Below are 13,875 nucleotides of genomic sequence, written 5' to 3' on the forward strand. Positions count from 1 at the left end.
AACGGCTCTTTTTTATTAAGCTTCCATATCTCAGAAGTTAGAACTCTTCAATAGTTTTTGACTCCATTGTTGTTGCCCAATTTGCAGTTTTAGGATATAGGTACCCGCATTAAGCTTTTGATTACTCATATCCCAAACCATTTTTTGCTCTTGATTGGCTTTGATACTTATGCTTTTTTGTGCTAATTCTTTTCCTTCACTACTACAAAAAACCAATTGTGCCTCTCCTCCTACTGCTGACATGATATCCACATTAATTTCTTGTTGAAAAGGATTAGGATAAGCTTTGATAAAACCTTGTTTTTCACCTTCTAGACCAGTAATTGTGACTTTTTCTTTAAAAACAAATTCTATTACGATGGCTTTCGAGAAAGTTGGCAAAGTCAATAAACCTCCGCTTAAAACACTGTTAAAATTACTTTGAGTAGTTGTTTCGCCAGTCAAAACATTCCAAAATTTAAGGTCATAAATACCTGCTGTCAAGGTGGTCAAATCTATTTTTACACCTGAAATATTTTCCTTGTTTTGGTTATCATAAACCATCAAATAAGCCCCTTTATCAGAAGTTAACCCTAATGTGCTCAAACTCGAATTATTGGTACTGATGACAGGATTCCAATCTTTGAGATTCTTTTCTTTTACGAAATCTTTTCCTTGTAAAAACTTGGCAGGAATAGCAAATAAGTTTGCCCAATCAGCGGTTTTGTAATTATCCCACAACCACATCAAATGTGGAACTCTTGACAATATGCCTGTCCAAATGGCAATTCTTTGAGTATCAAAAGGCACATCGGCAGTATTTACATCAAGTCCATATTCTCCATTGATAATTCCTGTTTTGGTAAGGGTTTCTTTAAAATGCTTATCTTGCTGATTTTGAACTGATAACAAATTGGTGTTATACAAATGATATTGCACATTGTCGAGCCCCACAAATTTATCCATAGCTACACATTGCTGGTCGTCGGCACTGGTGGTTACTACATGATTAAGTGGATCTATCGACTTGATGTATTGACTCATTTCGTCATGCCAAGTCAATACGCCAGTTTTCCATGCGGCAGACTGATTGGGATGATTTCCTGTAAATTGTACCTCATTGAACAATTCCCAAGCATATACATTGGACGAATATCCCCAACGAGCAATATTGTAGCGAAATAGTTTCTTGATTTGTTGCTTGGCGGTAGCGTTATAAAAAAACTCCTCTGCTTTATTCAATGGACCTCCCAATGCCACATTGTATGGGTTATCACTCCAATTGGAATTAACATTTTCGGAAAACATACCATGCTGTAAAAGTGTCAATTGTAGACGAATATCCCGTTTTTCGGCATGGTTCAAGATTGAGTCTTGCATGGCAGCGGCTTGTTGGCTGTATTTACCCAAACCACCCGTATACCCATCATTTTTCCATTCAAGAGCCTGACGGTTGAATGGAACCTGCCAGTATCGAGCAAAGTTGGCACCTGCATTGGCTAGGTTTTCAAATATGGTAAAATAATTAGTTTGTGAATCCCAAGCTACATTGATACCTAAAGGAAAATAAGGTTCACCTGTCTGATGACGATAATGCTGTCGTGAATCGCTATCTCTTTGAATAATTCCTTTTTGCGAAGATGATTTCACCGTAAAGGAATATGACGAAGAGCTTTTTTGTCCCTGAGCATCTTTTATAGTAAATACCACTTGATGTTGTCCGAGTTGATTTGAAGCATATCGCCAACGCCAAGCCTGCTGGGTAGAATCTACTCGCCATTGCGAATTTTGATAATAGCCTTTTATCCAATAAAAACAAGGAATGGTTTGTTTGCTCCCATCGGGGCGAGTAACGACCGCATCAACTGTGACCTCATCAGGATTATAGGGATTTGTGTAATCTTTGAGAGACACTAACTCTGCCTCTATTTTTTGATTTGTTTCAAAAACAGTGTTCAACCAACGAGGTTCGCTCAAAGCCTGTGTAGGGTCAATGGCATAAATCTGTAGGGTTTGTTTAGCCATCAAGCCAAGGGTATTTGTCACCGTCAATTGCGCTTGGTAGTTACCAGATTTATTAAAGTTTTTTGATACTTGTTTTCCACTTAGCTGACTTCCATCCGAAAAGCTCCAAACGAAGTTTAACGGTAAAGCATTTACATCATAAGATTTAGAAGCATCAAATACGATGCTCTGTCCGACTTGTACTTTCGAGTTTACTTTTGATAAAATGATTACTGGCTCATCGTTGGGAGAGGAACTATTATAAAGCTTTAATTCGTCAAAATACGCCTCTGCTTCGGCTTCATTATCAACCGATAAGGCTAATTCTATTCTGTCAAAATCTTGATTTTGCACCTTCGACAAATCATATTTCCCTTGTGTCCAAGTATTAGGATTTGGCATAAAGGCATATTCATTGACCCAATTTTCAGTCAGCACGGTATTTCCATTCCACAATTTGAGATAGACACGTCCTTTGGTCGAACTTCTTACCCATAGACTTAAGACATCCTTAGTTTGTGTATTGATTTTTTTACCAAAAGTAAAACTGACAAACTTCCAATTGCCTGCTTCCTTTTTATAGTAACCTACCTTATTAGTCGTATTCATTTGCTTGTCAGGATTATCTACGACTTTGGCATCTTTTCCATAATAAAAACTAGGAATTTGCCCGCCAACCTCAAAATTGGCAATAGTTTGGGCAAAACCTTCGGTAAGGGCTAGTAAAATGACTAGTCCGAAAATGAATAGTTTTCTCATAAAATTTTAGGAAAAAATAGAGACGTTGCTCCCAACGTCTCTACAACAGATTTTTATTTGAATTTCACCCCTTCAGTCACACCTTTCCATTGGTCTGTACGGAATGGGCAAGCTGGGAAACCCTCTTGATTGAATAAATTAGCATCTTCAGGTGCATCTGCCCAAGCATAACGAACTGAGGCAGGTTTCAAGCCTTTTGGATGGTAAACAATCACTTTATCTCCTTGAATTTCAGCTTTTGCATAGTAAAACACTTTATCTTCACCTGCTATTTCAAAGCCTTTCAAGTATCCAAATTTATCTTTTAGCATCAAACCGCTACCAACATTTTTGAAGGAAATTGTTGCTTTTCCTTTCTCAAAACTAACAGAAGAATACATTGGCCCAGCCGAAACGATATTTAATCCATAGGTATTTTTCAATGCTTCAGCGGCTAATCTTTTACCAACATCCTGTTTATTGGTTGGGTGAATATCTTTGGGGTTGCCTACGTCCGTAGTTACCGCCATACCTGTTTTGGGTAGGCTCAAAGTCATCGTTTGTGCTTCACGCAACTCTGCCCATCCACTTCCTTGATTACTATTTTGGTAAGGTCCATAGCTCGACAACTGAACAAAATAGAAAGGAAATTCATCGTTCCAAAGTCTGCGCCAATCATTGATTAATAGAGGAAATGACTTACGGTACTGATACGAACGCCCCGCATTGGTTTCTCCCTGATACCACAACGCCCCTTTAATCGCAAATGGCAACAATGGTGCTATCATGCCATTGTAGATATAGGTTCCGATATTATTGCTTGAATGAACAAATGAATGCTCCTCTGCAAAGGAAGGCATCAATTTCCAATTGCTACCACCCAAGGCAACTTTCTGCTTGTCGGAACTCACATACAAGTCATCGGCATTTCCCATCATGCCTACACCATACCACGAAGGCTCAATGGTTTTGTTCATTTTAATCATAAGACTATTACTTCCTGACTTCCAAGTATTGGCAGGAACTACTATTTTACGAACCCCTTTCAAAATACCAGAGAAAACAAGCTTTCCATTGATATAAACCTGATTTTCTGAAAAACTTTCAGCCAAACCTAAAGTAGTTAATTCACCAATCATTTCGGCTGGAATTTCTACCGTTTTAGCGATAAATCCATTCCCACGCCAAGCCCAGATACCTTGCCAATCCCATTGACCAATCGCATTGCCTGTATGCCATTTCGAAAAATCATAGCCAGCTTTTAGATATTGCTGTTCATCGGCAAGTGAGATAGTTGCTTTCGCATTCCCTAACAGTTTTTCCTTGATACTTTCTTCCAAACGTAAATCCGCCTCTTGCCAATTTTTGGGAAGGTTTTGGGCATAAGGTTTCAATTCATCAAACGTTTCCATTCCTTCTTTGCTAATCCAGCCTTCTACCTGCGAACCGCCCCAAGAGCTATGCAATAGTCCAATTGGAACACCAGTTTTTTGAAATACCTCACGTGCAAAGAAATAACCAACAGCCGTAAAATCACCAACATTCTGGCTATTACATACTTTCCATTCACCAGTTTTTAGGTCGCTTTGAGGTTGTGTTGTAACTTCATGTTCCACAAAAAAATGGCGTATTTTAGGAAAATCAGCGTTCTTTTTTTCTTGAGAAAAATTATCCGCTTGCTTAACAGTCCACTCCATATTTGATTGTCCAGAACAAAGCCATACATCACCAATTAGTACATCTTGTAAGGCGATTTTTTCTGCGCTACCTTGAACCTCCAAAGTGAAAGGACCTCCCGCCTCCAAAGGCGAAAATTTTACCATCCATTTACCTTCTTGATTAGCTTGGGCAGTTTGCTTTTGTCCTGCAAAAGTCAGTGTGACGGACTCATTAGGTTTAGCCCATCCCCAAACAGGAATTGGTTTTTGACGTTGTAAAACCATATAATCAGTAAATACTTTGGCTATTTTGAGTTGAGCCAACAGGCAGTGGGATGTTAATAGTAGACCAAAAAGAAATAGTTTTTTCATAGAATATTTATCGTGTAAGATTGTTTGGAGGAATGTTATGAGTTAATTGTACATCCCTTATCAAGGATAAAAAGAATCACAAATTGATTCACCATCACTAATTTTTGGATAAACATAAAGCTAGCACATTCTTTGAATTTATTTATGTTATTCTGCCGTTATCCGCTTGATTAATTCCATGCATGCACGTGCATTGTGATAAGGGCACTTCCAAAAACCTACTTTATCCTCAGCTTCCATCAAACTTCCATCTTCATATCTTCCCCAAACCCATTCTCCTTGCTGTGCATCAATAAGGTTTTTCTGGATGAAAGTCCAAGTATTTTTTACAGCATCAAGAAATTGGGCGTGCTTCGTCAACTGAAAAGCATTGTAAAAACCCACCATAGCCTCGGCACTTACCCACCATTCGCGATGCATATCAGCATGATGCGACACGAGATCGTATTCATGAATCAGACTACCATCTGACTGAATGGCACGTAGGCTTGTGTTCGCCATTAGTATCGCTTTTTCTTGAAAAATATCTATCCATTTTTGCTTACCCAAAATCTCAGCAGACTCCTGCAATAACCAAGCAGCCTCGATATCATGACCAAACGATATAGCAGATGATTGAATATGCCATTCTGCATCGAAAAACAAATTCAAATGACCTTTAGGGTTGATAAAATGTTTGTTAAAAATCTCTAACAAATGCTCAAGTTTTGAAGCCAATCGGGTATCCTTCCAAACCAAATACAGGGATGCATACGCCTCGATGATATGCAAATGCGTATTCATCGTTTTGGGGTCGTTTCGGTCTTTTTCACTCAATCTCAAGTCTGTTAGAAGTTGCCAATCTTGCGAGAAAGCTTCCCAATAACCACCATTGACAGTATCAAAACTATATTTTTCGATAATTTCAAAAAGCGCAATGGCTAAATTAAGCGACTCCTGATGTTGTGTTGCTTTATAAAAACTTGCAAAAGCATACATCGCAAAAGCCTGTCCGTAGATTTGCTTTCGAGTACTCGAAGGGTTTCCAAGAGCATCCACAGCCCAGTAAACTCCTCCATGTTGAGTATCCCAAAAGTGATTTTTCAGATAGTCAAAAGCACGTTGAGCCAAAGTAAGATACCTTGGCTCGTGGGTAAAATGGTAGGCTTCTGAGAAAGTCCAGAGAATTCTGGCGTTTAATACTCCTCCTTTGATCGCGTTGGGGTCTATTTGCCCTTGATGGTTCATTTTTCCAATAAATCCACCATTTTTTGTATCTACGGTATTATTTTCCCAAAAAGTCAAAATGTTTTCTAACTCCTGAGATAACTGTTCTTTAAATTCAAGCATTTACAATAGTGTTAGCTTTACCTTGTTATGATGTTTGGTTTTCTAATGGTATAAAGTCTTATATTATTAGTTACCATAATGATTATATTACCCATATATCGGCGACAAACTATAATGATATCTTACTGATTATGAATACATTCCAATAACTGATAACTATTAACTAATAACTTCATTTTACTCACCACTAGAAAACCAAATCTTCCTTACTAAATTAAAACCGCTTGATTTGATTCAATCAGCTTTGTTAAGGTTTCTACCGAAGTTGCCGAACGGAAACCATCCTCTGGCGTATTGAGCACATAGTCTAATAATTGCTCAATGGTAGAAGTAGCCACGTGCATACGGGTATCAGATGAGGCATAATAGATAAAAACCTTCCCATCTTCATCGGCAATCCAACCATTGGCAAAAGTCACATTCGACACATCTCCTACTCTTTCTTCGCCTTCTGGTGCGATAAAATAACCCGCTGGTTTATGAATAACTTTGGTTAAATCGTTTAAATCTGTTAAAAATACGTACAAAACGTAACGCAATCCAGCAGCAGTATTGCGAACACCATGTGCCAAATGAAGCCATCCTTTTTCGGTTTTGATAGGCGCTGGACCTTGTCCATTTTTAACTTCATAAACCGTATGGTAATGCTTTTCATCTACAATAAATTCCTTCTCAATGACCGCATTTTCCATAGAATCAGCATATCCAAAGCCTATTCCTCCTCCTGTTCCTGCTTCGATAAAGCCATCTTGTGGGCGTGTATAAAAAGCGTATTTGCCATTCACAAATTCAGGATGAAGTACCACATTGCGCTGTTGCGGCGAAGGGGTAATCAAATCGGGTAAACGCTCCCATGTTTTGAGGTCACGTGTGCGAGCAATACCACATTGCGCAACTGCCGAAGACTCATCTCCGATTTTAGCATTAGGGTCTTTACGTTCAGTACAAAACAAGCCGTAAATCCAGCCATCTTCATGCTGAACCACACGCATATCATAAACATTACCATCGGGATTTTCAGTTTCGGGCATGGTTATCGGGAAATCCCAAAATTTGAAATTATCAACACCATTCGAGCTTTCAGCAACAGCAAAAAACGACTTACGATCTAATCCCTCTACCCTTACTACTAACAAATATTTGTCGTCTAACTTAATAGCCCCAGAATTGAATGTTGCATTGATTCCAAAACGCTCCATCAAAAACGGATTAGTTTCCGGATTAAGATCATATCTCCAAAATACTGGTGTGTGTTGTGCCGTCAAAATAGGATATTGGTATCTCTTATAAATACCATTTCCGACCTCTTCTGGCGTGTTTTTTCTGGTAATTAAAGCTTCGTAATTTTGTTGAAGTTGCGTTAATCTTTCTTGAAACAATGCGTTCATTTTCTTTCATTTATATTTGTTAATACCTTAAAGCACATTCGTAAATTGTTATTCGTTAATTGTAGATCGGTTATCAGAGGGTATTTCTCATTTCACTTTGATTATTCCAATACTTTTGTAGACGTTGCATGCAACGTCTCTACGGATTAATCTTCTAACTTATCCCACCATGTTCGTTTTAGGATAAAACTTACCACCAACATAATGCCTACATCTATGACTAATGCCTGATGCATTCCCAAAACCCAATACATGGGCAAAAGAGTAAGGCAAAGCTGAGATATAATGCCCAAAACCACATTGAAGGCATCTTTTTTGAAGTTCTTATTCGCTTCAAAAGCTGGATTCTCTGCCTTTACAGCCTCCAGAACAGGTTGCCAAAATCCCCAAGGTTTGACAGTTGTATAAAATTTCTTCAAAACCCTAGCGTCTGTTGGTGGCGCTGCCAATGTTCCTAAAATAGAAGCTGTTAAAGAAATCACGAATAACAATGGCCACCAATACAATGGTAAACCTGTGGTAAAATAAGGCATCAATAAGGCTGCAAAAATTCCTGCCGCCATCCCCCAAAAGAAACCATTGGCATTGAAACGCCACCAATACCATTTTAGGCAATTGGCTGCTACATACCCTCCATACAATCCTCCGACAATCCACTGCAAAATGTCATTGACACTTTTGGCCATAAAGCCTAATACAATCCCTATAATTACGACGACCAAGCCAACCAGATAATTCATCTGGATGGTCTTTTTGGTACTAGCCTGTGGGTTGATATGTTTCAGGTAAATGTCATTGACAATATAGGCTTGAGCTGCATTGAGGGTACCGCTAAAAGTTCCCATAAAAGCACCCATCAAACCCGTGATTACCAATCCCAAAATTCCAGCAGGCATAAAGGCATTGATTGTTCCTGGTAATAGTAGTTCAAAATCATAATTCCCATAAGCGTCCTTTACATTGAGTTGAGCATAATATAAAAGCGCCAAAACCGTCAAGCCAATAATCATAGAATAGCGAATGGGCAATAAAATGATACTGACAAAGCCCGTCATTTTACTCGCCTCTTTTGGGCTTCGGGTACTCAAAATCTTTTGCATATCATAATTTGGCGCTGGACCTGCCAACGAAGCAAAAACGCCTTTGAGCAACATCATAGAAAAGAATATTCCGAAAATACCATAGCCATCCGATTCTATTTTTTGGTGTACTTCGGGCAAAATAGGCTTCCAGTCTAATCCAAGTTCCCAGCCAAAAAATGGCGTTCTCCAACCTTGAGGCAAATGGAGGGTTTGACCTTGCAAATGGTCCATCGCAATAAAAGCAATCGCCAAACAAGCCAAAGTCATAATGCCATATTTAATTACATCGCCCAATACTATGCTATGCATGCCTCCCAAAACTGAATAGAAGGTGGCAATGATGGTGAATACAACACCATAAAAATGAGGAATATACTGCGCTGGAATCTCAAAAGGAACATAAGGCTGTACAACTTCCCAGGGAATAAAGATTTCAACAAATTTTCCTAATCCTACAAACCCATACGCCAAAAAACCAAAGCAACTAATAAGAGCGAAAGCAATGACAATGATTTGGGATGCCTGTACTCCTTTTCCCTCCGAACCAAATCTAGTAGTGAGCCATTCGGCTCCTGTGTTGGCATTGCTTCTTCTGAGCCATTTGCTCAAAAACATCATCATAAACACCTGATTGAACGAAGGCCAAAGCCAAGGAATCCAGATACTTTTGAGACCATACACAAAACATAAACTCACCATCCACATTGTACCGCTGATATCAAACATATCGGAGGCATCGCTCAAACCAAGCATATACCAAGGCAAGGACTTCCCTCCCATCAAATAACTATCTTTATTTTTCTTGGCTTTATTTTTCATATAAAAGCCAATGAATATCATGGTTAAGAGGTAAGTAAGTAATATAAGTATATCGATTAACTGTAATTTCATTCTCGTTTTTTGATTCTTTGAGCATGGCTTTTGTAAGCCACGCTCTATTTAAAGGGATAGGAAAAGATTTTATAAGAATATCATCTAAACACTGTGTTCTGGTGAAAATACTATTTCAAAACCTTCACGTCTTTACTAAATAAGGTCTGAGGTAAGTTGTAAAATTTGATAAAATCAGGGGCGCTTGTATGTCCTTGATAAGGGCTATAAAAATGGTCGGGGCGACCGTTTCTCCAAACCAACATATAACTTAAATGGGAATCCTTTATCGTTTCCCAAACGATGGATGTCCACCAGTTATCGACCGTAATTTGTTCAAGTCCCATTTCGGTAATGGCCGTTAACTTATGTTTTTTATCTGCTATTTCTTCCAACGTATGAACCATACGAGATAATTGCTTTTTGAACTCATCATTAGACTTAGGCGCATCACGATGATAATAGTCAAAGCCTATCAAATCTACCATATCATCGCCAGGATAACGTTCCAAATAATGAGCTTGAGATTCAAATCTGTCGGTCGAATAGGCATACAACAAATGATGTAAACCTTTGGTATCTTTCAAATACGAAACCGTATATCTCCATATTTTTTTGTATTGCTCAGGCGAGCAAAAGCCAGCACCCCACCAAAACCACGAACCTGTATGCTCATGAAATGGTCTGAAAAGCACAGGAATAGGCTGTCCTTTGGTATCTTTCAATGAAGCCAAAAAGTTGGCAACTTTATCGAGCCAAGAATTATACGTTTGTAAAGCCTTTGGGTCTGAGAAGATTTTGGCAATAGTAGAATCTGCCTTGTCCCAAGATGTTTTATTGGGGTCGGTAGGATTATTCAAATGCCAAGAAATTGTATTAAGTCCTCCTCGTTGATGTGTATTCTGAATATCCTGACGGATTTTGCTAAACGGTACGCCATCGAGATTGCGTACAGAGTCAAATTCAATTTTTCCTAAATCATAGCCTATTACCGCAGGAAAATCCCCTGTAACTGTTTTTACATCCGAGCGATTAGCATCGCCTATCCAGCGAGTTTTATCGGCGTTGAGCCCATAAGCCAGAGCATCTTGCTGACCAAACATGATACCTTTCTGACGTAATTTCCAAAGTTGTTGGTAGAGATGGCGAGTCGCGAGAGTAGCCTTAGCATCAATGGGTGCCGATTGGCTAATTCCCGAAAAATGGATGGTTAATGTTCCAATCAAGAAAAATAAACGCTTGTACATAAACTAAAATTTAAGTTGAGTGAAGAATGATTGGGCAAGTTACAGCCTTTTGAAGGAATACATGCCCAACATTACTGCATTAACCATTTTTTTCGGTTGATATAGATTGATATTCTGAAAGGGTTCATTTTGACATGCAGAATTAAAATAGATGACATTAACAATAGATTTTCATCTCTCTTCTTATTCCACGAGGGTACTTATATTGTATTTAGTATTTCGGAAAAATAACGCTTTTAACTTAGCTGGAAAGTTGCTTTATTTTCTCTTATTGACTAATACAAAATTACACTTCAAATAGAACCAATATATAATACAATTTTATCAATCTATAACACTGAAAAAACAATTCATGACAGTAAAAGAAGATTAAATAAGATAATTTAAGCACATAAATAGTAATTTTCGATTTTTATATTTGATTATTAGATGTAAAAAGAAAGAGATTTAGGATAATACCTTTTTAACACTTTTAGAAAACAAAATAGACTAAATATCAAAAAAGCCACCCCAAAACTGAGGTGGCTTTACTATTTGAATAAAGATAAGTTTAAGCTTATTTTACCAAAAGAATATTATCGAAATAAATCGTTTTGCCATCGTCATGAATTTGGAAAACGAAGTCATTGATTACTGGCATTGTCAAAAACCCTGTAGCTGGAATCTTAAAGTAAGTCCAAACATTGGCAGGAATGGTTACTACTTTGTCGGTCGCCCAGTTTACTTTGATAGAAACCTGACGGTCTATATCAGCTCCTTTTGCCCAGAATGTCAAATAGTTTACTCCTGCTGTGCTAATACCTGCACTTGAATGAAGAGATAAACCACCCCAAGAGCCGTTATACGCTGCCTCTAGTGAACGAGTACCTGTCCAAACATTTTTGGTAGAAGCCGTAAAGTCGCCACCCCATGACCAGTTGTCGAGACCATCTGCAAAGTTATCTTTGAAGAAACCATAGTTATTATCGACACTCACCAACTCTTGTTGGGTAGTAATGGTACCAGACGAGTTTGTAATCGTAAGTTTAGAACGTGTTGAAGAAGAAGCAGGCATTTCAATCACCATTTGTTTTTTGGTCTTAGAAATCACCTTTGCTTCTGCTGTTGAGCCTGCCAACAATACTTTCGTTACATCGTTGAGATTATTTCCTTTTACCGTGACCTGCGTACCTTTAGTAAAATCGGTATTTGACAACTCGGTTACGATTGGCAAAGCAATTACCTTGAAAGGAACAGCTACAGATTTACCGTATTTATTGGTAAAAATAATTTTTTGAGTACCCCCAAAAGCCGTATCTGGTACACGAAAAACAATGGCATTGTCAGTATTAAATGCAGGATTGAGTCCAGCAGGAACATTACCATTATCAAAAACAATCGTTCTCATTTCGCCCAATCCCGAACCTGTTAAGGTTAGTACCGAGCCTCCCGAAGCCGAATCAGGAGCTAATTTATCAGCCACAGGCACAGCATTTACGGCATCGTCACTTGTACAAGACGACAACCATACCGTCCCTGTAACAAAGAGTGCTGTAGCTATTTTGAAGAATGTATTTTTCATATCAAAAAAGATTTTTAGTATTTGTCAAGCGGGTAATCAAGACTTTATGACCACTTGCCTTACCCTTTCCGCTATTACTTATAATAAGGAATTGCTGGTTCTAATAATTTTGGATTCGAAACCGTTTCTGCTTGTGGAACAGGCAAATACAGTTGAGAGGCAGAAGAAATAGACACTCTCATACTGTTGATGGTTCCATTGCCGTTGTAAGTTCCACGTTCTTGGCTAGCCAACATTTGTTTGGCTTTATCAAAACCTTGACGCTGAATATCAAACCAATAATCTCCTTCAAAAGCAAATTCGACACGGCGTTCCTTCAACACTTGATCTTTGGTCAAAGAGGTTACTGGTGACAAACCTGCACGGGTATGTACTTTGTTAAAAGCCTCCAAAGCAGAAGCATCTGTTGTGCTTGTGCCTGTTCCAATAGTTGCCTCAGCATAAATCAATAAGACATCTGCATAGCGTAGCAAATAGGTACAAATGTCCGTTGATGTTCCGTTGACATTCTCTCCATTTGAACCCGGTCCTACGATATATTTTAGCGCATTTGAACGAGTTGGTGTTTTGATTTTAGTCGCATCGTCGGTGCTACTTGTCCAAGTAGTATCATATTTGAAACCATTCGGGAAGTTTACATTTGTCCAATCTGTACGAGTAAATCCGTGTTCCATTACTGACCATCTACGTCTTTTATCTCCTGATTCATAAGAATTTAACACATCTATCGAAGGAATAATAGCCGACCAACCTGCGCCTGTTGTAGGCTTCAATAATGGCGCTGGACCAACATACGCTTGGATAGGGTTACCAATAGAATATCCCCCTGCTGCCAACCACTGCAAAGCCACCAACGACTCAGGGTTATTATTCATTTTTGAGCTAGTGAACATTGCACCATAATCCGACACAAGACTGTATTTCTGTGAACTCATTACTTCAGCTGCTTTTGCTTTGGCGTTGGCATAATCCTTCATATACAAATACACTTTTGACAACATCCCTTTTGCTGCATATTTGGTCACACGACCTGCTTGATAAGAAGCATCAGGAAGATTTTGTTCGGCATATTGCAAGTCTTCTACGACAAAACGTAGCACATCTTTTTGCAAATAACGAGGTACTTTATAGTCTCCTGAATTGGCTAATGCCACTGGGTCAGAGATAATAGGCACATCGCCAAATACACGAGCCAAATAGAAATACGCCATTCCACGCATAAAACGAGCTTCTGCTACTCCTTGAGTCAAAAAGCTAGGGTCGGCAACTTGCGATTTTTTCTGTTCGAAAGTTTGAATCAAAACCGTTGCATTACCTGCCACTTTATAAAACGCATACCAAGAACGAGACACCTGTTCGTCGGTAGATTGTACCGTAAAATTGGCAAATGAGTTGTATTTGGGGTCACCTGTGTACATATTCCCACTCAATACCTCACCAATAGCATGATAGGCTTTGTCTTGCCATTCGTACCAAATGGTATTATACAACAAACCTGTTGCTGCATTTACTTGTGCCGCTGTAGTGTAATAGGTATCCAAAGTCGGCCCATTTTGCGAAGGTCTGTCCAAAAAGTCTTCTTTACACGAAGACACCAGTCCAGAAGCGGCTAATAATAAAGCGATTATATTTTTTTTCATCTGAAAA

The 13,875-nt window shown here is 38.7% G+C and carries 8 protein-coding genes; all 8 read right to left on the minus strand.

Translation table 11 applies throughout. From position 1 onward, the window contains the following. Positions 1-30: 30 nt before the first annotated feature. The 8 genes from GVN22_RS02715 to GVN22_RS02750 all read right to left on the minus strand — a co-directional run bounded on the left by GVN22_RS02715 (position 31) and on the right by GVN22_RS02750 (position 13,868). Complete coding sequence (locus GVN22_RS02715) at positions 31-2,742, minus strand: PKD domain-containing protein (protein ID WP_166549535.1); 2,712 nt, start codon at positions 2,740-2,742, stop codon at positions 31-33. A gap of 53 nt (positions 2,743-2,795) precedes the next feature. Then, positions 2,796-4,751, minus strand: a complete 1,956-nt coding sequence (locus GVN22_RS02720) for a sialate O-acetylesterase (protein WP_166549536.1) — start codon at positions 4,749-4,751, stop codon at positions 2,796-2,798. 147 nt (positions 4,752-4,898) lie between these two features. Next, entirely contained in the window at positions 4,899-6,080 is a 1,182-nt protein-coding gene (locus GVN22_RS02725) for an AGE family epimerase/isomerase (RefSeq protein WP_166549537.1), read from the minus strand. Positions 6,081-6,289: 209 nt separating this feature from the next. Further along, positions 6,290-7,468 carry a glycosidase gene (locus GVN22_RS02730; protein WP_166549538.1) on the minus strand — a complete coding sequence of 393 codons (1,179 nt, stop codon included), beginning with the start codon at positions 7,466-7,468 and terminating at the stop codon, positions 6,290-6,292. 146 nt (positions 7,469-7,614) lie between these two features. Next, positions 7,615-9,369 carry a Na+:solute symporter gene (locus GVN22_RS02735; protein ID WP_240915547.1) on the minus strand — a complete coding sequence of 585 codons (1,755 nt, stop codon included), beginning with the start codon at positions 9,367-9,369 and terminating at the stop codon, positions 7,615-7,617. A gap of 182 nt (positions 9,370-9,551) precedes the next feature. After that, the gene (locus tag GVN22_RS02740) at positions 9,552-10,667 is read right to left on the minus strand and encodes a glycoside hydrolase family 26 protein (protein ID WP_166549540.1); all 1,116 of its coding nucleotides are present in this window, start codon (positions 10,665-10,667) and stop codon (positions 9,552-9,554) included. Positions 10,668-11,223: 556 nt separating this feature from the next. Further along, positions 11,224-12,228 (minus strand): IPT/TIG domain-containing protein, encoded by a 1,005-nt coding sequence (locus GVN22_RS02745; RefSeq protein WP_166549541.1) that lies wholly within the window; start codon positions 12,226-12,228, stop codon positions 11,224-11,226. Positions 12,229-12,302: 74 nt separating this feature from the next. Beyond that, positions 12,303-13,868: a RagB/SusD family nutrient uptake outer membrane protein gene (locus GVN22_RS02750; protein WP_166549542.1), complete on the minus strand. Its 1,566-nt coding sequence runs from the start codon at positions 13,866-13,868 to the stop codon at positions 12,303-12,305. Positions 13,869-13,875 lie beyond the last annotated feature (7 nt).

Origin of the sequence: Cellulophaga sp. BC115SP (genome assembly GCF_009905545.1) — a bacterium.
Taxonomy (GTDB): Bacteria; Bacteroidota; Bacteroidia; order Cytophagales; family Spirosomataceae; genus Flectobacillus; species Flectobacillus rivi.